Annotated in this window: 16 protein-coding genes, 1 pseudogene and 1 other annotated feature; of the genes and pseudogenes, 10 read left to right on the top strand and 7 right to left on the bottom strand. The window is 60.0% G+C overall.

The features are described from left to right. Both cyoB and cyoA read right to left on the bottom strand, forming a co-directional pair. The gene (cyoB, locus tag ACP7BS_RS17605) at positions 1–2,001 is read right to left on the bottom strand and encodes a cytochrome o ubiquinol oxidase subunit I (protein ID WP_426239138.1); all 2,001 of its coding nucleotides are present in this window, start codon (positions 1,999–2,001) and stop codon (positions 1–3) included. Between the two features lie 30 nt (positions 2,002–2,031). Continuing rightward, positions 2,032–3,189: a ubiquinol oxidase subunit II gene (gene cyoA, locus ACP7BS_RS17600; protein WP_426231582.1), complete on the bottom strand. Its 1,158-nt coding sequence runs from the start codon at positions 3,187–3,189 to the stop codon at positions 2,032–2,034. Between the two features lie 305 nt (positions 3,190–3,494). Between cyoA and ACP7BS_RS17595 the strand changes: the two genes are divergently transcribed. Further along, positions 3,495–4,859 carry an MFS transporter gene (locus tag ACP7BS_RS17595; protein ID WP_426231583.1) on the top strand — a complete coding sequence of 455 codons (1,365 nt, stop codon included), beginning with the start codon at positions 3,495–3,497 and terminating at the stop codon, positions 4,857–4,859. A 124-nt stretch (positions 4,860–4,983) separates the two neighbouring features. On the opposite strand, the gene ACP7BS_RS17590 is transcribed toward ACP7BS_RS17595, so the two are convergent. The 3 genes from ACP7BS_RS17590 to ACP7BS_RS17580 all read right to left on the bottom strand — a co-directional run bounded on the left by ACP7BS_RS17590 (position 4,984) and on the right by ACP7BS_RS17580 (position 6,173). Further along, entirely contained in the window at positions 4,984–5,271 is a 288-nt protein-coding gene (locus ACP7BS_RS17590; RefSeq protein ID WP_426239137.1) for a hypothetical protein, read from the bottom strand. A gap of 135 nt (positions 5,272–5,406) precedes the next feature. Next, the gene (locus ACP7BS_RS17585; protein WP_426231588.1) at positions 5,407–5,574 is read right to left on the bottom strand and encodes a hypothetical protein; all 168 of its coding nucleotides are present in this window, start codon (positions 5,572–5,574) and stop codon (positions 5,407–5,409) included. Between the two features lie 452 nt (positions 5,575–6,026). Beyond that, a complete protein-coding gene (locus ACP7BS_RS17580; RefSeq protein ID WP_426239136.1) occupies positions 6,027–6,173 on the bottom strand; it encodes a hypothetical protein in 147 nt (48 codons plus the stop codon). A 381-nt stretch (positions 6,174–6,554) separates the two neighbouring features. Between ACP7BS_RS17580 and ACP7BS_RS17575 the strand changes: the two genes are divergently transcribed. The 9 genes from ACP7BS_RS17575 (at position 6,555) to ACP7BS_RS17535 (ending at position 17,454) form a co-directional block, all read left to right on the top strand. Next, positions 6,555–7,601 carry a LacI family DNA-binding transcriptional regulator gene (locus tag ACP7BS_RS17575; protein WP_426239135.1) on the top strand — a complete coding sequence of 349 codons (1,047 nt, stop codon included), beginning with the start codon at positions 6,555–6,557 and terminating at the stop codon, positions 7,599–7,601. A 3-nt stretch (positions 7,602–7,604) separates the two neighbouring features. After that, the gene (locus tag ACP7BS_RS17570) at positions 7,605–8,582 is read left to right on the top strand and encodes an ABC transporter permease (RefSeq protein WP_426239134.1); all 978 of its coding nucleotides are present in this window, start codon (positions 7,605–7,607) and stop codon (positions 8,580–8,582) included. After that, a complete protein-coding gene (locus ACP7BS_RS17565) occupies positions 8,582–9,478 on the top strand; it encodes a carbohydrate ABC transporter permease (protein ID WP_426231593.1) in 897 nt (298 codons plus the stop codon). The genes ACP7BS_RS17570 and ACP7BS_RS17565 overlap by 1 nt, the downstream gene beginning before the upstream one ends. Positions 9,479–9,526: 48 nt before the next feature. Continuing rightward, a complete protein-coding gene (locus tag ACP7BS_RS17560) occupies positions 9,527–10,951 on the top strand; it encodes an extracellular solute-binding protein (RefSeq protein WP_426239133.1) in 1,425 nt (474 codons plus the stop codon). Then, positions 10,938–12,122, top strand: coding sequence for an ADP-ribosylglycohydrolase family protein (locus tag ACP7BS_RS17555; RefSeq protein WP_426239132.1), 1,185 nt, complete (start codon positions 10,938–10,940; stop codon positions 12,120–12,122). Before ACP7BS_RS17560 ends, ACP7BS_RS17555 begins: the two co-directional genes overlap by 14 nt. 21 nt (positions 12,123–12,143) lie before the next feature. Further along, on the top strand, positions 12,144–14,249 hold the full coding sequence (locus ACP7BS_RS17550; RefSeq protein WP_426239131.1) for an ADP-ribosylglycohydrolase family protein: 2,106 nt from the start codon (positions 12,144–12,146) through the stop codon (positions 14,247–14,249). A 78-nt stretch (positions 14,250–14,327) separates the two neighbouring features. Then, positions 14,328–15,383 carry an ABC transporter ATP-binding protein gene (locus ACP7BS_RS17545; protein ID WP_426239130.1) on the top strand — a complete coding sequence of 352 codons (1,056 nt, stop codon included), beginning with the start codon at positions 14,328–14,330 and terminating at the stop codon, positions 15,381–15,383. Next, a complete protein-coding gene (locus ACP7BS_RS17540) occupies positions 15,380–16,597 on the top strand; it encodes a CaiB/BaiF CoA transferase family protein (protein ID WP_426239129.1) in 1,218 nt (405 codons plus the stop codon). Before ACP7BS_RS17545 ends, ACP7BS_RS17540 begins: the two co-directional genes overlap by 4 nt. Then, positions 16,594–17,454: an HpcH/HpaI aldolase/citrate lyase family protein gene (locus tag ACP7BS_RS17535; protein WP_426239128.1), complete on the top strand. Its 861-nt coding sequence runs from the start codon at positions 16,594–16,596 to the stop codon at positions 17,452–17,454. Before ACP7BS_RS17540 ends, ACP7BS_RS17535 begins: the two co-directional genes overlap by 4 nt. 65 nt (positions 17,455–17,519) lie before the next feature. Here the strand turns inward: ACP7BS_RS17535 and ACP7BS_RS17530 are convergent, their stop codons facing one another. Then, a complete protein-coding gene (locus ACP7BS_RS17530; RefSeq protein WP_426239127.1) occupies positions 17,520–18,986 on the bottom strand; it encodes a SulP family inorganic anion transporter in 1,467 nt (488 codons plus the stop codon). A gap of 70 nt (positions 18,987–19,056) precedes the next feature. After that, positions 19,057–19,112: a sequence feature (sul1 is cis-regulatory element that is thought to sense ions involved in sulfur or methionine metabolism; They are found in Alphaproteobacteria), on the bottom strand. 114 nt (positions 19,113–19,226) lie between these two features. Beyond that, positions 19,227–19,466, bottom strand: a pseudogene (locus ACP7BS_RS17525) (C4-dicarboxylate transporter DctA); the annotation flags it as partial. Positions 19,467–19,522 lie beyond the last annotated feature (56 nt).

The raw sequence follows: 19,522 nt of genomic DNA, 5'->3' as shown, positions 1-19,522 counted from the left end.
TCAGATCCGCTCCGCGAGCAGCTTCGTGTGCACATCTTCCGTCGCGGAAACGGTTTCCGCCGGAATGTAGAAGTCGCGGTTGTAGTTGAATGTATGGCCGATCGCGACGGCGAGGAGACCGATCAAGGAGACGACAGCCAGCCACCAGATGTACCAGATCATCGCAAAGGCAAACACGATGCTGATCGCAGCCAAAATGACGCCGGTGCCGGTGTTCTTTGGCATATGAATCTGCCTGAAGCCGGTGAGCGGCCGCTCGTAGCCGCGGTTCTTCATGTCGTACCAGCTGTCATGATCATGCACGACCGGCGTAAAGGCGAAATTGTAATCCGGCGGCGGTGAAGAGGTCGACCATTCGAGCGTGCGGGCGTCCCAAGGGTCGCCGCTGCAGGCCAGCTGGTCGCGCCTGAGGTAGCTGACGACGAGCTGGATGACAAAGGACGCGATCCCGAGCGCGATCAGGACGGCGCCGAAGGCGGCGATGATGAACCAGATTTGCAACGAAGGATCTTCGAACTGGGAGACTCGGCGCGTCACGCCCATCAGGCCGAGCACGTAGAGCGGCATGAAGGCGAAGAAGAAGCCGATCTGCCAGAACCAGAAGCTCATCTTGCCCCAGAAATCATCGAGCTTGTAGCCGAAGGCCTTCGGCCACCAATAGACGATACCCGCCATCAGCCCGAACAGCACCCCGCCGATGATGACGTTGTGGAAATGGGCGATTAGGAAGAGCGAATTGTGCAGCACGAAGTCCGCCGGTGGTACCGCGAGCAGAACGCCGGTCATGCCGCCGATAACGAACGTGATCATGAAGCCGATCGTCCAGTACATCGGCAGTTCGTAGCGGATGCGGCCGCGGTACATTGTAAAGAGCCAGTTGAACATCTTCGCACCGGTGGGGATCGAGATGATCATGGTGGTGATGCCGAAGAAAGCATTCACCGAAGCGCCCGAACCCATCGTGAAGAAGTGGTGCAGCCACACGAGGTAGGAGAGGATCATGATGACGCAGGTCGCATAGACCATCGAGGCGTAGCCGAACAGGCGCTTGCCGCAGAAGGTCGCAACGACTTCGGAAAAGATGCCGAAGGCAGGCAGGACAAGAATGTAGACTTCCGGATGCCCCCAGATCCAGATGAGGTTGATATACATCATCGGATTGCCGCCGAGGTCATTGGTAAAGAAGTTGGTGCCGGCGTAACGGTCGAGCGTCAGAAGGGCGAGCGTCGCGGTCAGGACCGGGAAGGTGGCGACGATCAGGATGTTTGTGCAGAGCGACGTCCAGGTGAAGATCGGCATCTTCATGAAGGTCATGCCTGGCGCGCGCATCTTGACGATGGTGGCGATCAGGTTGATGCCCGACAATGTCGTTCCCACACCGGCGACCTGAAGGCCCCAGATATAATAATCGACCCCGACGCCTGGACTGTAATCCGAACCGGACAGCGGCGGGTAGGCGAGCCAGCCGGTGCGGGCGAATTCGCCGACGAACAGCGACATCATGATGATGATCGCGCCCGCCGTCGTCATCCAGAACGAAAAATTATTGAGGAACGGAAACGACACGTCGCGCGCGCCGATCTGCAGCGGCACGACATAGTTCATGAAGCCCGTAACGAACGGCATTGCCACGAAGAAAATCATAATCACGCCATGCGCGGTGAAGATCTGGTCGTAGTGATGCGGATTGAGGTAGCCCTCGCTGCCGTTGAAGGCGATTGCCTGCTGGACACGCATCATGATCGCATCGGCAAAGCCGCGCAGCAGCATGATGATCGCCAGAATGATGTACATGATGCCGATCTTCTTGTGATCGACGCTGGTGAACCATTCCGTCCAGAGATACCCCCAGAGCTTGAAGTAGGTGACGAGCCCGAGAACGGCGATGCCGCCGAGCGCTACGCCGAGGAACGTCACGACGAGGATGGGCTCGTGATAGGGAATGGCTTCCCAGGTGAGCCGTCCGAAGATGAATTCCGTCAAAGTGCTATAGCCGAACATGGTTTTGTCCAAAATGTCCCGGACGCTGCGTTATGGCTGCGTCGTGCTGTTGGTGTTCAGTTGCGCCGGAGCGGGGCTGTTCTGATCGTTTTCGGGCATGGAATGGCCCTCATGCATGGAATGGTCCATCGGCTGCCCGTCATCCACGCCTTCGGCGGGCTCTTCGCTGCGGGCCGGATTGCCGGTTGCCGGGAACGTCGCTGCCGGCGCCTCTTCGGTGCTGTGGCGATTGTCGTAATCCAGCCGCGCCCGGTTTTCGGCGCTTTCGGCGCCGCCGCCGCCCATCATGTCAATATGCATCATCTCGCTCATGCACATCTTGCCGGGATGGGCGCACATGTTGAGGATGGAGGTATAGAGGCCGTCATCGACGGTGGCATAGTAGCGCACCGGTTCCTTGGTGCTGGGCTTCTCGAGCTTCAGATAGGCGTCGCGGTTCAGCGCCGTGCCCTGTGCCTTGACCCGTGCAACCCACTGGTCGAAGCCAGCCTGCTGCAGGCCGTGGAATTTGAACCGCATATGGGAAAAGCCGTCGCCGGAGTAGTTGGCGGAAAGGCCATCATACTCGCCTTCCTTGTTGATCACGGCATGAAGGCGTGTCTGCATGCCCGGCATGGCGTAGATCATCCCGGCCAGAGCCGGCACATAGAAGGAGTTCATCACCGAGGATGCGGTGATCTTGAAGTTGATCGGCACGTCCACCGGGGCCGCCATCTCGTTGACGGTGGCGATGCCATAGTCCGGGTAGAAGAACAGCCATTTCCAATCCAGCGCCACCACTTCGACGGTGATCGGCTTCACATCGGCCGGAACGGTGCGTTCCGCGTCGATCCTGTCCAGTGGACGGTAGGGATCGAGCTTGTGCGTGCTGATCCAGGTCACAGCACCAAGCGCAATGATGATGATCAGCGGCGCCGACCAGATGACCACTTCCAGCGCCGTTGAATGATGCCATTCGGGGTCATACTTGGCGTTGGTGTTGGACCCGCGATACCGCCAGGCGAAAAACACCGTCAAGAAAAGGACAGGCACGATGATCAGAAGCATCAGCACCGTCGAGATGATGATGAGGTCTTTCTGCTGCATGGCGATGTCGCCGGACGGGGCCATGACAACCAAGTTGCACCCGGCCAAGGCAAGGAGCGGCAACAGGGCGAGAAAACGGCTGGCGGATTTCCATAGAGACATAGCGGGCTCGAATTTTGCGTTCCGTGGGTACCGCACTAACGAAGCGACTGTGATCAAGGAATGAGGTGCTTCGTCGCAGTGCAGCAATTTGTCGCGTTGCAAAAAGTATGGCTGCGATCGAAATCGAGCGTCTGGCTAAACTAAGGTATAAACGGTCTTGGGCGGAGATCAAACCATCTCTGCATTTGTGTGCCGGGGCGATGTTTTCTGGGATGGACCGCAGCGTTTTTGCACCATATTCTTGATCATGGTCCGGCCTGGGTTCACACAGTGATGAAATCGGAATCCCGCGAGGAGAAAAGATTATGGGCGTAGTGGCAAATCCTTCGTCATCGGGGCTTGAGCAAGACGCCCGGCGCATGCATGGCGACAAGCCGCTTTCGGCCGGCAGCATTGCGCTCGGCGTGATTATTGGCCGCATGTCGGAGTTCTTCGATTTCTTCGTTTATGGCCTTGCCTCCGTCCTGGTCTTTCCGCGGCTGATCTTTTCGTTTGCGCCCAATCCGGTGGCGGCAACGATGATGTCCTTTGGCGTCTTCTCGCTGGCCTTTCTGGCGCGCCCGGTGGGTTCCTTCGTCTTCATGTGGATCGACCGCAATTACGGTCGCGGCACGAAGCTGACGATCGCGCTGTTTATTCTCGGCGGCTCCACCGCCTCCATCGCCTTCCTGCCCGGCTATGAAACCGTTGGGTATTGGTCGGTGGCGCTTCTGGCGCTGTTCCGGCTCGGCCAGGGATTTGCACTCGGGGGCGCGTGGGACGGCCTTGCATCGCTGCTCAACCTCAACGCACCGCCAAACCGCCGCGGATGGTATGCGATGATCCCGCAGCTCGGCGCGCCCATCGGATTTGCGCTGGCAAGCACCCTGTTCGGCTATTTCGTCGCCAATCTGTCCGACGCGGACTTCCTGTCCTGGGGATGGCGCTACCCGTTCTTCGTGGCCTTCGCGATCAACGTCGTGGCACTATTCGCGCGTCTGCGCATCGTTGCCAGCCAAGAGTTTGGTTCGGCGCTTGAAAACAACGAGCTGCAGGCACGGCCGGTTTTCGAAATGCTCAGCAAACATTCATCCGATGTGCTGCTTGGAGCCTTCGCGCCGCTGGCCAGCTTTGCGATGTTTCACCTCGTCACGATCTTTCCGTTGAGCTGGGTAACGCTGTTCGGCGGTCAATCGGCGGCACAGTTCCTGTGGGTGCAAGTGGCCGGCGCTGCCGTCGGCTTTGTCGCCATCATCCTCTCCGGCCTCATTGCCGACCGGATCGGCCGCCGTAACCAGCTGATGATCGGCGCTATCATCATCGCCATCTTCTCGTTCTCGGCACCGTTCCTGCTGGATGCCGGCCGTTCGGGCCAGGATGCGTTCATCATCATCGGCTTCGGCATTCTCGGCCTGTCTTTCGGCCAGGCATCCGGCGCCGTCTCGTCGCGGTTCGGCCAATATTACCGTTACACCGGGGCGGCACTGACCTCCGACCTGGCCTGGCTCATCGGTGCCGGTTTTGCTCCGCTGGTCGCGCTTGGCCTTGCCAGCAATTTCGGCATCATCTTCATCGGCGGCTATCTGATATCCGGTGCGATCTGCACGATCGTGGCGCTCAGCGTCACGCGGGCTCTGGATATGAGCGGAGAGCCGGATGCGAAACCGGAGACGGCGTCCAGCGGCAAATGATGCCCGATGCAGAATTCTTGATTTCCGCTTACCTCAATACACGGGTGGCATGAGGTTCGGCGGACGACTGGATCGTCGTCGATTCGACGATCCAGTCGTCCAGTAGGCCATTGATCAGATTCAGTTAGCAAACGGTGGTCATCTGCCGCGTGCTCTCGGCCGGCGTGATATCGGCCGGATAGAGCCAGGTGCGAAGGCGGATTTCCTGTTGGTGGACCTGAAACATTCGGCCATGCAGCCTGTCTACGACCCGCTGCGAAACCTGCTTCACTGCGCAGCGGAACGCGCTGTTGACGCGGTATATGTGGATGGGCGGCCAGTGGTTGTAGGCGGAAAGGTGCTTCATCTTGATTATGATGGCGCCCTCGCAGAACTGCAGGATGCGCAGGATTTCGCGGTCAAACACTTGCAAGCCAATGATCCGGCGAGGCGGCCGAGTAATGTACTTGCAAGGAAATCACCCCAGCCATGTGAGTTGACGCCACAACGCACCTGCCTGACCAGAGGTCTATGCAACCCCGCTAGCTGATGCTGAACGCCAATGGGCTCACTGATCGAGCAGGTTTTCACGCCAGGACATCTCATCGATCCGGTCCTGCTGCGTCGGGCTCATTTTTGAGTTGAACCGCCGTTGACTGAGAATGCCGTAGGCGATGGCTATGCCACAGACAGCGAGCGCTGCCAACAGTGCGATGATCCACGTTACACTGGCCATTTGTCTCTCCTCCGAGGGGCAAAACGCGACAGATGTGCTCAAAGTTCCAAAGAGCCGGAATACACCTCAACTATAGGGGTGCGTTTCACCAGTGACCGTGCCAGGCGGCTCGATGGCGCTGGTTGAAACAGGTCGATAGAACGCATTGTGTATGAGGAGCAGGGCGGTCAAAAAGAAAGCCGTGACCAAGACCAGCAAAACATCTCGCGCGGTCATGGCCTGTCACCGGTATCGCCGATCGCGGCGATCCGGAATGAGGTTAAGGCGTGGTTTGGCTGTGCGCCAAGTTGTTGACAGGTTAGCGGCACCAAAGTACCGTTCTGCAGCCGTATCAGTCTAAGGGCAAGGCTCCTGTTGTCCATCGCAGTTCTCCTCTGCGGCAGAACAGGTCGGATCGGCAAAAAGTTCCCTATAAGGTTCGATAGCAGCTGCCAACCGTCAAAAGCAGCGGATTATTTTGGTATCGACGATGTGATTTCGCCGGAGACGCCATCATTGGTGACCGGCGTGCCATAACGGGCCATCGCAACGTTCAGGGTGAACATCGCGACGATCGTGAATGCGATGACGGCGAGCGTAATTCCTTTGTCCGTTTTCATATGCCAATCCCTTCAAGAGCAACTGCAACGCTTTGAAAGCCGGGATGGGGCTATTGTGCGGCGCGGAAAGTGCTGTTCCACCAGTGACGCTCATCATGGTAAATGTGCGGTTAAAGAGATAGCGTTTTGAGCAAAAAAGGCAGCCAATATCGCCGCGAACCGACATCCCCCCGCTTTGTCGAGCCGTACCAGGGTCGTCTCACCTAAGCCTGATTAGGCGGGTTCGTCAGGCTGCCATCCACCTTGCCGTTTCTGCTGTCTACAAAGCCGGCAATGCCGGCGGCTGCAGTCTTGCAGTGTTTTCCAAAAATTGCCCCTTGTTCTCCAGTGCAGCCTCGTGGTAACGTTCCCATGAAATCATGCTGAGGAGGGCGTGTTTGGATGCAGAGGCGGCGGCCGACCATTATTGATGTTGCGCAAAAGGCTGGCGTGTCGAAGAGCACGGCTGGTCGCGCATTGTCAGGCGCCTCCAACGTGACGGACGAGGCGCGCGAGCGCGTGCTGGATGCCGCACGGGCCGTAGGCTACGAACGCAACGATCTTGCGGTCGGCATGCGGTCTGGGCGGACCGGACTGCTCGGTCTCGTCATTCCTGACATTACCAACCCGTTCTGGGCGGATGTTGCCCGCGGCGCGCAGGATCGCGCCGCCGAAAATGGCATGTCGCTCCTGGTGTTTTCATCCGATTGGAATCACGGCCGCGAGGCCAGTCATCTGCGCGCTCTGCGGCAGGCACGCGTCGATGGCGCGATCATCAATCCGGTCGCCGATAATTTTGACGATCTCGACCGGTTCGGGCTGCCTTTCGTGCTGATCGGCTCCAGCGCCGAGCGCTTCCCTGCTACCTCCAGTGTCGGCTCAGATATCGCCCAGGCGGTGCGGATCGGCATGGATCACCTCGTCTCCAAAGGGCATCACGCGCCGGCACTCATCCTCGGACCCAAGTCCCGTATCGCGCGGGCGCGCTTCCTGCGGACGTTCCATGAGCATTGTGTCGAGCGGGACATCGACCCGGCAGCCCTGCCGATGGAAGATGGAGAATATACCGTTGAAGGCGGGCATGCGGCGATGAAGCGGCTGCTGGCGCGAGACCGCGCCGGGCATCTGGCGGTGTTTGCTGCCAACGACATGATGGCGCTCGGTGCCATGGTCGCCGTGCGTGAGGCAGGACTGAGCTGCCCGGAAGATGTCTCCATCCTCGGGTTCGACGGTGTTCCGGCCGGCGCGTTTTCATGGCCGGGATTGACCACCGTCGCCAAGCCAGGCCGCGAGATCGGCATGCGTGCGGTCGACTGCCTGTTCGATGAAATTGCCGGCCGTCCCGAACATGGCCGGGTCTTCATGCCGTGCCGGTTGATCGAGCGCGGCTCGCTGGCCGACCTGTCGTTACACCAGCCTAGGCGGACAGCCGCGGCCGGGAGGGGATAATTCATGACTAACCACCGACGCACGTTGTCCTCGTCCAGCATTGGGAACGTTCCCACTAATTTAATCCGCCGAAAGCCGGGACGGGCGTCCGCGTTCGCCGATGGCTGGCGCCGCTGGTGGCCATATTACGTCATGATGGCGCCGGGTATCCTGTTCTTTCTGGTGTTTCACTACCTGCCGATCTGGGAAACCCGCATCGCCTTCGAACAGGTCCGTATCGTACCGCCGAACGTCTGGGTCGGGCTCAAGCATTTCCAGGTGCTGTTCTCGTCTTCGGTGTTCTGGCAGGTGCTGGCCAATACGCTGATCATCTCGACGATGAAGATGGTGTTCTTCCTGCCGGTCCCGATCGTTGTGGCCCTGCTGCTCAACGAGGTACGCGGCGGCTCGCTGCGCAAGTTCATCCAGTCGGCGATCTACCTGCCGCATTTCCTCTCCTGGGTGGTCATCGCCGGCATCTTCATCGCCGCCTTGTCGCCGACGGATGGCGCGGTCAACAATCTGCTCGGCATGGCCGGCATTGCGCCGCGGTCGTTCATGACCGACACCGGCGCCATCCGCTGGGTGCTGGTGTTTACGGAAATCTGGCGGTCGGCCGGGTGGGACAGCCTGCTGTATCTGGCCGCCATCATTGCCATCGACCAGCAGCTCTATGATGCGGCCGAGGTCGATGGCGCCAACCGCTGGCAGAAGATCTGGCACGTAACGCTGCCGGGCATCGTTCCGACGATTGCCACCCTGTTCATCCTCAATGCCGGGATGTTCCTCAATGCCGATCTCAATCAGGTCATCAACCTGTCCAATGACGTGGTGCGCAGCAAGATCGATATCGTCGATACCTATGTCTACCGGATCGGCCTGCAGACCGGCGAATATTCGCTGGCGACGGCGGCCGGCCTGTTCAAGGCTGTGCTCGGGACGATGATGATCGTCGTCGCGCATTTCATCTCCAAACGCCTGACCGGAAAGGGAGTTTGGTAATGGCCCTGTCGCGCAAGACCCCGATCGAACGCATCGAATACGCGATCATCGTTTCAACACTGCTGCTGCTGGTCGTCGTGACCGTTCAGCCCATCCTCAACCTTCTGGCGGTTTCGCTGTCGGCGCCGGGCAAAGTGCCGGGCATGAGCGGATTGGCTATCCTGCCGGACGGTTTGTCGTTCGAGGTGTGGAGCGTCCTGCTGCAGCATCCCAATGTTCAGCGCGGCATCATCAACTCCATCTTCATTACTGGCGTCAGCACGCTGATCGGCGTGGTCGGCACGGCACTGATGGCCTGGGGGCTTTCACGGCCGAACCTGCCGGGACGCAAGGCGCTGTTCATCCTGGTGCTCGTCACCATCGTCTTCGAACCGGGCATCATTCCGGATTATTTCGTCAACAAGCGGCTTGGGCTGCTCGACAGCTACTGGTCGGTGATCCTCTTCAAGGCGGTCAACGCCTGGTACCTGATCATTCTCATCCGGTTCTTCGAGGAAATCCCAAAGGAGCTTCTGGAAGCGGCCGAACTCGACGGCGCCAATCCCTTCCAGGTCTTTTGGCATCTGGTTTTGCCGCTCGCCAAGCCGGCGCTGGCAACGATCTCGCTGTTTTATCTGGTCTTTCACTGGAACGAGTTCTTCCGGGCGATGATCTATCTCAACGACCAGGGGAAATGGCCGCTGCAGGTGGTGCTGCGCCAGTTCGTCATCGATGGCGACAAGATCGCCATCGTTGGCGCAGACAGCGCCAACAACAATACCGGTGCGGGCCAGCTCAATCTGCGGGCGCTCAAGGCTGGCATGATCCTTTTGACCATCGCTCCGATCCTGGCGATCTACCCGCTGATTCTGAAATTCTTCACGAAGGGCACCATGAGCGGCGCGCTCAAGGGATGATCGTGACGACGCAATAACCAAAAAAGCAAATCTAACGGAGGAGACGAAATGCTTAGAAAATTGGTCCTGACGACCTCGACCGCCCTGGCGCTGTGCCTTGGCATCACCGTGCCTGCCATGGCCGAACCGATCAAGATCCGGATCGTGTCCAAGGATTTCGGCCCGAACAATCCGGACGATGTCAAGCATATCAAGCGCATTGAGGAAGCGCTGAAGGCGCAGGGCACCGATCTGGACATCGAACTCGTCGACCTGCCGTCGTCTGGTTATGCCGACAAGCTTTCAGTCATGCTGTTGTCGGGCGATATCCCGGACCTGATCTATTTCCAGGGTGGCGATGCCAAGATGGTCGAGCAGGGCGTGCTTGAAGATCTGGGCCCGATGATCGCAGATACGACCTATCTCAAGGATGCGTTCTGGCCGCACAATGTCGAGCGGCTGAAGAACTACCCATACCTTCTCTACGTCTATCCGGTCCGTGGCCCGCAGCCGGTGATCCGCAAGGATTGGCTGGAAAAGACCGGCCTCAAGGCACCTGAAACCGTCGAAGACTACGTGACCCTGTTCAAGGCGATCAAGGACGGCGATCTCGACGGCAACGGCGTCGCAGATACCTATGGCGTGACCACGGCCGACAACACCAACGAACTGGATTCGATCTTCAACCAGGCGTTCGGGATCACCGGCACATGGATGAAGAACCCGGCCGGCGAATGGGTCAGCGCCCGGATCACCAGCCAGGAGAAGGACAAGATCGCCTTCTATGCCTCGCTACGCGAACAGGGGCTCTATGATCCGGAATACATCACCACCAAGTTCGATGTGAAGGAAGACAAGTTCTACACCGGCAAGGCCGGCGTGATCTTCGGCTCCTCCGGTGAAGTCATCGACATCTACGGCGGCAAGATGCGGCAGGTTCATCCGGGCACCGAACTCGTTCTTCTGGCACCCCCGAAGGGGCCGGGCGGTCAGGGTCTGTCTGCCGTTGATGTGTCGAAGGAATCGCGCGGCTTTGCCATCTCGACGACCTCAGAACACAAGGCCGAAGTGATGAAGCTCCTGGACTTCATGGCAAGCCCAGAAGGGCAGATGTTCGACCGGCTGGGTTTTGAAGGCCAGGAATTCACAAAGGAGGGCGACACCTACAAGGTGACCGACAAGATCGCCACCTGGTATGCGCGCTTCATGGTAGCGGCAAACTGGACGCCACCGGTGGTCTGGCAATCGGAGGCCGCCCAGCAGTCGCTGGCGACGATCCAGAAGGATTTCAAGCCGGACAACACATTCGTCTGGCCGGCCGATTATGCCGCCGATCTCGATGCCACGGAAAACGTCTACCGCTCCTGGGTCTTCAAGTTCATCTCCGGCGCGGCGACAATGGATCAGTGGGATCAATATATTGCCGAATGGGAAGCCGCTGGCGGCACACGTCTCAACGACTATGCAAGGACTGTTCTCGATGCAAAAAAATAGTGCTTCCGGGCTCTCTCTCAAGGGGAGAGTCCGCGCGCTCATCCATGGCGTCGCGTTAGGCGACGCCATGGGGGCTCCGGTCGAAAAACTGCCGGTGGCCGATATCGCGGCCCGGTATGGCCGGGTTTCCTCGCTCGACACGCAATGGCACAAGATGTCGCTCGACGACACGGCGCGCAACGGCAGGGTGCGCGGCAACGGCATCGTCACCGACGATACGCTGATGACGCTCTGCCTGATGGATATCTATGCCGAGGTCGGAAGGCATCTGGACGCCTGGGACATGGCCGATGGCATGGTGCGGCAGATCGCCTGGATACCCCGCTACGTGCCGGAATTGCAGCGCGAGGCGATGCTGATCGAGCGGCTGTTTTATCCGGAAAAATGGATCTTCCAGCGTCACCAGCTGACCTCCTGCGATCCCCGGCAGGGTGGCATCGGCAACATGGTCAATTGCGGCGCAGCCATGTACGTGGCGCCGATCGGCGTGGTCAATGCCTGCGATCCGAAGGCAGCCTATGACGAGGCGATCGCCTTTGCCTCTGGTCACCAGGAAAGCTATGGCCTCGAAGCGGCGGGCGTGTTTGCGGCCGCAGTCGCGGCGGCCTTCGTTCCGGAGACGACCATCGATGCCGTGGTCGAAACAGCGCTGGCACTGGCAAAGGACGGCACCCGCAATGCCATCGCCGATATCGCGCAGAGTGCCCGTCAGCTCAAAACACAGGGTGCGGACCATTCAAGCGTCGTTGCCGACTTCCACCGGATTATCGCGCCCTATTCGCCGATGGGCGACGACGTCAACCACACGCCCGCCAAGGCTGGGCGGTTGACCGCTGCCTATCAGCCAAACCGCCTGGGTTCGATCGAGGAGCTGCCGCTGGCGCTGGGCTTCTGCCTCGTCAATGACGGCGATTTCCGCCGATCGATCGAAGACGGGATCAATTCCGGCCGCGATACCGACTCGATCGGCGTGATGGCCGGCGCCATCCTCGGCGCCATGCATGGCGAAGAGGTTATCGGCAAGGCCGATTGCCAATTGCTCGACGCGGCAAACCGGCTCGACCTCATCGCATCGGCCGATGCGTTTACCGAAACCGTCAAAGCCATCCTCGCCGCCGACCAGACTGCTGCCGACAGCCGCGCCGCAAGCCGCGCTGCTCTCCTGAATTAGAACTGCAAAAAAAGACCCATAATGTCCAAGCTGACCAAAGAGATGATTTACGAGAAGATCTATGCCGGCTTTATCGGCAAGGCGATTGGCGTTCGTCTCGGCGCGCCGGTCGAACCGACGATCTGGAGCTATGAGCGCATCCAGAAGACCTATGGCGAAGTCACACAATATCTCCGGGACTTCAAGAATTTCGCTGCCGATGACGATACCAATGGCCCGGTCTACTTCATCCGCGCATTGCGCGACTACGGCCTGAAGGCGAGTGCTGCCGATGTCGGCCGGACCTGGGTAAACTATGCAGCAGAAGAACATGGCATGTACTGGTGGGGCGGCTTCGGCGTATCCACCGAACACACGGCCTATCGCAACCTGCGTGCCGGGATACCAGCACCGCAGTCCGGCTCGATCGCCCAGAACGGCGCATCCGTCGCCGAGCAGATCGGCGGACAGATCTTCATCGACAGCTGGGGCTGGGTACATCCGGGCGAACCGCAGAAAGCTGCCGACGCCTCCGCTCGCGCGGCAAGCGTCGCCCATGACGGCGAGGGTTTGAATGGCGCTCGCTTCTGCGCTGCCGCGATTGCTGCGGCGTTTGAAGCAACGTCGATTGCCGATATCGTCGCCACTGCCATGGCGACGATATCGGCAAAATCCACCTATGCCCGTGTCGCCCAGGCAGTCATCGATTTCCACAAGGCCAATCCCGGCAACTGGCGCGCCTGCCGCGACATGCTGATGGCCGAATGGGGCTATGACCGTTATCCGGGCGTCTGCCACATCATCCCGAATGCGGGCGTCACCGTGATGGCGATCCTCTACGGCGAGGGCGATCTGCCGCGCACCGCAGAGATTGCCACGATGGCCGGCTGGGATACCGACTGCAATGCCGGCAATGCCGGTGCCATCGTCGGCACGTTCCAGGGTGTGCAGCCGGGTTGGGATCGCTACCGGACGCCGATCAACGATTTCGTCATCGCATCCGGCGTCGTCGGCTCGATCAACATCGTCGATATTCCGTCCTTCGCGCGCGAACTGACGGTGCTGGCGCTGCAGCTTCGCGGCGAAGAGGTGCCGGCTCTCTGGCTCGAAGACTTCACCCGCCGTGGCGTTCGCTTCGACTTCGATCTGCCCGGCTCCACCCATGCCTTCCGCACCGCGGGTTTCAACCAGATCAGCGTCAAGGCATCAACCGAAAGACATGTCGAAGGCTCACGCGGTTCGCTGGAAATCCAGCTCGACCGGCTTGAGCGCGGGCACGGCGGCCGCATCTTCTGGAAGCCGTTCTATCGCCGCGAGGATTTTGACGACGAGCGTTATCGTCCGATGTTCACGCCACTGGTCGATGCGGGACAGAAAGTCTCGTTCAAGCTGTTGCTCGATCCGTGGAACGGCGACGGTAATCTGCGCGCCGTTCCTTATGTTCGCCGCGCCATGTCCGGAACAATCGAGGAAATCGGCGGCTGGCATGTGCCGGATCATCAGGGCTGGCAGGACTATGCGTTCACCGTGCCGGACGGCCTGGAAGCCATCGACGAAATCGGCATCCAGGTGGAATATTTCGGCCGGTTGAAATTTCTCGGCCGTCTGTTCCTTGCCGATTTCAAGGTCGAGGGTGCCGGGCACACGGTGATCTACCCAAAGACCGAAGTGCAGGAATGGGGCGCGATTTCGCGCTTTACCTGGAACCGTGGCCACTGGACCCTGCAGAATGGTCGCATTCACGCCCACACGGCCAGCGATGCCGATATCTGGACGGGGCACTATTATGCCCGCTCCGTTACCGTTTCGGCCGATATCCAGCCGCTGGCAGGAACATCACACCTGGTCACCGCCCGCGTTCAGGGCACCAGCCAGTTCTATGCGGCCGGGTTCGATGGCGATGACGTGGTGATCCTGAAGGAAGATTTCGGCACCACCGTTCTGGCCCGGGCGCCATTCAAGCGTGAATTCGGCCGCAACTATGCGTTCGCGTTTTCGGTGCAAGGCGATGCCTTGTCATTCTCGGTCGATGGCAAGACGCTGATCGAGGCAAAAGACGATCAGTACATCTATGGCATGGCCGGTCTTCGTCTGGGTGCGCTGGGGCGCATGAGCGTGGGCACGGTCGAGATCGTCGAAGCCGTCTGAGTAAGCCGTGCCCGCCCTTCTCAACACCGAGAAGGGCGGGCGATGGTAGCCTTGGCGGATCAACTGGGAGGAACATGCATGTCTGAGATCGAACTCAGGAACGTCGGCAAAAGCTACGGCAGCCTGTCCGTACTCAACGATATCTCGCTGGACATGAGCAGCGGCGAGTTCGTGGTCTTGGTCGGTCCGTCGGGCTGCGGCAAGTCCACGCTGTTGCGGATGATTGCCGGGCTGGAGGATATCAGCGCCGGCGAGATCACCATCGGCGGCAAGATCGTCAATGACATGCCGGCAAAGGAGCGCGACCTTGCAATGGTGTTCCAGAGCTATGCGCTCTATCCGCATATGAAGGTCGCCGACAATATGAGTTTTGCGCTCAAACTCGCTGGCGTATCCAAGGCGGAGATCACCCGGCGCGTCAACGACGCCGCCGAAATCCTCGGCCTTGAGCATCTTCTTAGCCGTCTGCCGCGTGAGCTTTCCGGCGGGCAGCGCCAGCGCGTTGCCATGGGGCGCGCCATCGTGCGTGATCCGCGCGCCTTCCTGTTCGATGAGCCGCTGTCCAATCTCGATGCCAAGCTGCGCGTCAAGATGCGTGGCGAGATCAAGAAGCTGCACCAGCGCCTTGGCAAGACGACCATCTACGTCACCCACGATCAGACCGAAGCCATGACCATGGCTGACACGATCGTCGTGCTGAACGGCGGCAAGATCGAGCAGATGGGGCCGCCGCTGGAGCTCTACAAAAATCCGTGCAATCTCTTTGTCGCCGGGTTCATCGGATCGCCGGAAATCAATCTCTTGAAAGGCGAGATCGACGGCGCGATGCTGCGGCTTGCCGATGGCACCGCACTGCCGCTGCCGCCCGGCCTCAATCTGGCGCAGTGGCGTAGAGTTACTTACGGCATCCGCCCGCAGCATATCCGCCTCAGCGACGACGGCATCGCCGCCGAGATCGCGCTGGTCGAGCCAACCGGCGACACACAGGAAGTCACGCTCCGGCTGGCTGCGGCCGACATCACCATGGTGCTGGGCGACGACCCGCCACTCTTGCCGGGTGAACACGTCAGGATCGGCATCGACCCCGGCAATGTGCTCCTGTTTGATGAATCCTCCGGCGAACGCATCCAATGACCGGCTTTTCGCGGAAGCATTGGGATCCAAGTGCTGAAGGTCCGCTGGAAGGCATCAAGGTGCTTGATCTTTCAAGGCTCGTGGCCGGGAACATGCTGTCGCTGCAACTCGCCGATTTCGGTGCCGATGTCGTCAAGATAGAGCCGCCGATCGGCGACCCCTTGCGTGAATGGAAGGAGGAGGGCCTGTCGCTATTCTGGAAGACCTATGGCCGCAACAAGCGGTCCGTAGTGCTCAACCTGCGCCAAGTAGCGGATCGCGAGGCCCTCTGGACACTGATCGACGGTGCCGATGTGCTGATCGAAAACTATCGCCCCGGGACGCTGGAACAGATGGGGTTCGGCCCGGACCTCCTGCTTGCGCGCAATCCCGATCTGGTCCTCGTTCGTATTTCAGGTTTTGGCCAGACGGGTCCCTATGCCGAATTTCCAGGCTTCGGCACCATCGTCGAGGGCATGAGCGGCTATGCCTATCGCACCGGCTTTCCGGACCGCGAGCCGGTTCTGCCACCGCTGGCGCTGGCCGACATGATCGCCGGCATCTACGGCATGTCGGCCACGGTCACGGCACTTTTCGCCCGGCAGCAGGGCAAAGCACGCGGACAGGTGATCGATCTGTCGCTGCTGGAACCGATCTTCTCCGTGCTCGGCCCGGAAGCGGGCATCTACGCGCTGACCGGCAAGGTCAAGGAGCGCACCGGCAGTGCCTCCAACACCGCATGCCCGCGCAATGTCTATCGCTGTGCCGATGGCCAGTATGTGGCGCTCTCCGGCTCGACGCCGGCCGTCGCCCGGCGCATTTTCGAGATCATCGGCCGGGCGGATATGAATGAAGACCCGCGCTTTTCCACCAATAGCGAAAGGCTGAAACATCGGGACCTCGTCGATGAAGCCATCGGCGCCTGGTTTTCAGCCCGGTCGCATGACGAGGCACTGGCGATCATGCGCGACAGCGGCGCGACCGTCGGGCCGATCTACAGCATCGCCGATGCAGCCGTCGACGCGCATTTCGCCAAGCGCGAGGTGATCGTTTCGCTGGACGACGAGGACCACGGCGTGCTGCCGATGCACAACATCGTCCCGCGTATGTCGGCAACCCCCGGAGGTTTCCGGCGCCCGGCCCCCGCGCTTGGCGAACATACTGCCGAGGTTCTGGTGGAGGCGGGCGTTTCCCCTGAAGCCATAGCTTCAATCGTTGCCGGAGCTGCTCAATGAAATTGCGCTCGCAGCTTTACGTCCCGGCCCATGTCGCCCGGTTTATCGACAAGGCGCATCAACGCGGCGCGGATGCAATTATCCTCGACCTCGAGGATTCGGTACCCGCAGCGAGCAAGCTTAGCGCTCGCCAATCGCTGGCCGACTCCGTCCGTAAAACCGGGCAATCGGGCGCAGCAATCTTCGTGCGGATCAATTCCGAGCCCGATCTGCAGTTGGATGATGCGGCGGTGGCATGCCAAGCCGGCGCCTGTGGGATCGTTGTTCCAAAAGTACAGAGTGTGGAGGGGCTTGACCGCCTCGTTGCCCATCTTGCGCCGCTGGAGCATGACCTGGGCCGCAATCCCCTGCCGTTCATTTGCCTTATCGAAGATCCGGCCACGGTGTTTGACGCGCGGGCCTTGGCCGCGCATCCCCGTGTGCTTGGCATGGCGCTCGGCAGTGAGGACTTTGCCACGATGATGGGCGCCGAGCCGAGCCCGGATGTCCTGCGGCTACCCAAACTCCTTGTCCATATGGCGGCCAAGGCGCATGGCAAACTATCCTTCGGTCTTCTCCGCAGCATCGCAGATTACGCCGATAGCGGCGCCATGCAGACGGCAACCATTGAAGCCAAGACCTTCGGATTTGACGGCGCAACCTGCATCCACCCGTCCGCCATTCCGTTTCTGAACACTGGTTTTTCGCCCACCGAAGCGGAATGCGATTGGGCAAGGCGTCTGATTGCTGGAGCCGACAAGGCAGCCACAGAGAACCGTGGAGCCTTTGCATTCGAAGGCAGAATGGTCGATGCACCGGTACTGTCACGCGCCCGCGCGATCTTGGCCAAGGCTGGGCGAGATGGCGAAAACGGGTGAAGAGGGACGCCTCGCTTGCCGTACGTCCCGCTTTTGAAACAATGCCGCCGGAGCTCCGGCTCGGCTCAAACCGCTTTCGGCTCCACCGCGCCGTCGAGGCTGCCGATCAGCGCCGAACTTGCCTGATTGAGGCCGACGACGTCCACGGGGATGTCATGCAGTTTGAACCGCTGCACCACCTTGTCGAGCGCTGCGACTGCGGTGATGTCCCAAAAGTGAGCTTCCGTCACATCGATCAGAACTGCCATGCCCACGGCATCCTGAATTTCAAACGCCTCGATGAAGATGTCTGCGGATGCAAAGAAGACCTGGCCCGATACGCGATACGACACGCGGTCAGCCTGCGCATCTGTCTCTGTCTCCACCTGCAGCAGACGGGCGACCTTGAACGTGAAGAACACACCGCTCAGAAGGACGCCCACCGTTACGCCCAGCGCCAGATTGGAGCTCAACACGGTCACCAGAACGGTCGCCACCATGACGGCACTCGACATCTTGGGATGAACGACCACCGAGCGCAATGACGACCAGTCGAACGTATCGATCGACACCATCACCATGATGGCAACTAAGGCCGCCACCGGAACGTGAGAAACCCATGGCTTGAGCAAGACCATCAAAATCAGCAGGAAGGCACCGGCAAACAGGGTGGAGAGACGGCCGCGTCCACCGTATTTCACGTTGCTGACGGTCTGGCCGATCATGCCGCATCCGGCGATCCCGCCGAACAGGCTGGCTGCAGCATTGGCGATACCGAGACCGGTACACTCCCTGTTCTTTGAACTTGCAGTGCCGGTGAGGTCGTCCACGACGCTGGCGGTCATCATCGATTCGAGCAGGCCAACCATGGCGATGGCAAGCGCTGGCCCGGCAATGATTGCCAGCGTTTCCAAATTCAGCGTTACTGCGGGCCAGCCAAAGATCGGAAGTGTATCCGGCAACTTCCCGAGGTCTGCAACAGTCATGACCGGCAGCTGTAATGTGACCGAGGCAACGGTCAGAACAAGGATGCAGATCAGCGGCGACGGGATCGCGGTGGTGATCCTTGGAACACCGTAGATGACTGCCAGTCCTGCGGCCAGCATCGCATAGGCAATCCAGTCCCCGCCGATTATGTGTGGGAGCTGGGCCGCAAAGATCAGGATGGCCAGCGCGTTAACAAAGCCGGTGCGAACGGAATTTGAAACGAACCGCATGAGAACGCCAAGGCGCAATATCCCAAACAGAATTTGGAAAACGCCGGCCAGCAAACCGGCGGCGAACAGGTATGGCAGCCCGTGTGCGTGGACCAGAGGTGCCGCAACCAGCGCAACCGAGCCTGCGGCGGCGGAAATCATTGCGGGACGCCCACCGGTAAACGCGATGACGATGCCGATGACAAACGAGGCAAACAGGCCGACCTGCGGATCGACGCCGGCAACGAACGAAAACGCGATGACCTCGGGAATCAGTGCGAATGTCGCGACCGCTCCCGCGAGCATGTCGCGCATGGGATTGGCGGACCAATCCCGGCGGATGGATGAAAATTGCATGGGATGAGTTCTCGCAAAGCATGACCAACGCGCTTCTCAAAGCGGTTATCGAGTTGGCACGCGGGTTTTGCGTTGTCTGGCGGATCGGCGGCCAGAAGAGCCACCCGGAGTTTCACCGGGTCCGTGGTGATTACAGGGTTTATAGACCGCATTTTTGCGGCGATGCAACACGAAATGTCCCACCATAATCGGCGTGTTGTCTGCGTGTCGTGTCTCGCTGATGCGATTGCGGTCTGGTCTTTATTCTGCGGGCTGCAAAGCACCTATCGATGGTGCCTGGCCGGCATTCCCCTGCAACGCACTTGCCAATTGCTCCGTATCGAGCTCATTTTCCCAGCGGGCGACGACGATGGTTGCAACGGCATTGTCTACGAGATCGGTCAGCGCCCGGCATTCGGACATGACGCGGTCGATGCCGAGGATGAGCGCCATGACGGCGACGGGAACGGCGGGTACGACCGAGAGTGTCGCTGCAAGCGAGGCGCATCACAAACAATAAACGCTCGCGGCTTGATGTAAGCTGCGAGCGCTCTTCA

Source organism: Pararhizobium sp. DWP1-1-3 (assembly GCF_049896125.1).
Classification (GTDB): domain Bacteria; phylum Pseudomonadota; class Alphaproteobacteria; order Rhizobiales; family Rhizobiaceae; genus Pararhizobium.
This window is presented reverse-complemented; position numbering and strand designations above follow the sequence as displayed.

Bases quoted from the DNA above. Each gene is read 5' to 3' on its own strand.
- ACP7BS_RS17580 (WP_426239136.1), bottom strand. From the start codon at position 6,173: ATGAAAACGGACAAAGGAATTACGCTCGCCGTCATCGCATTCACGATC.
- ACP7BS_RS17540 (WP_426239129.1), top strand. From the start codon at position 15,380: ATGACCGGCTTTTCGCGGAAGCATTGGGATCCAAGTGCTGAAGGTCCG.
- ACP7BS_RS17575 (WP_426239135.1), top strand. From the start codon at position 6,555: ATGCAGAGGCGGCGGCCGACCATTATTGATGTTGCGCAAAAGGCTGGC.
- ACP7BS_RS17545 (WP_426239130.1), top strand. From the start codon at position 14,328: ATGTCTGAGATCGAACTCAGGAACGTCGGCAAAAGCTACGGCAGCCTG.
- ACP7BS_RS17565 (WP_426231593.1), top strand. From the start codon at position 8,582: ATGGCCCTGTCGCGCAAGACCCCGATCGAACGCATCGAATACGCGATC.
- ACP7BS_RS17530 (WP_426239127.1), bottom strand. From the start codon at position 18,986: ATGCAATTTTCATCCATCCGCCGGGATTGGTCCGCCAATCCCATGCGC.
- cyoB (WP_426239138.1), bottom strand. From the start codon at position 2,001: ATGTTCGGCTATAGCACTTTGACGGAATTCATCTTCGGACGGCTCACC.
- ACP7BS_RS17585 (WP_426231588.1), bottom strand. From the start codon at position 5,574: ATGGCCAGTGTAACGTGGATCATCGCACTGTTGGCAGCGCTCGCTGTC.
- ACP7BS_RS17560 (WP_426239133.1), top strand. From the start codon at position 9,527: ATGCTTAGAAAATTGGTCCTGACGACCTCGACCGCCCTGGCGCTGTGC.
- cyoA (WP_426231582.1), bottom strand. From the start codon at position 3,189: ATGTCTCTATGGAAATCCGCCAGCCGTTTTCTCGCCCTGTTGCCGCTC.
- ACP7BS_RS17595 (WP_426231583.1), top strand. From the start codon at position 3,495: ATGGGCGTAGTGGCAAATCCTTCGTCATCGGGGCTTGAGCAAGACGCC.
- ACP7BS_RS17535 (WP_426239128.1), top strand. From the start codon at position 16,594: ATGAAATTGCGCTCGCAGCTTTACGTCCCGGCCCATGTCGCCCGGTTT.
- ACP7BS_RS17555 (WP_426239132.1), top strand. From the start codon at position 10,938: ATGCAAAAAAATAGTGCTTCCGGGCTCTCTCTCAAGGGGAGAGTCCGC.
- ACP7BS_RS17550 (WP_426239131.1), top strand. From the start codon at position 12,144: ATGTCCAAGCTGACCAAAGAGATGATTTACGAGAAGATCTATGCCGGC.
- ACP7BS_RS17570 (WP_426239134.1), top strand. From the start codon at position 7,605: ATGACTAACCACCGACGCACGTTGTCCTCGTCCAGCATTGGGAACGTT.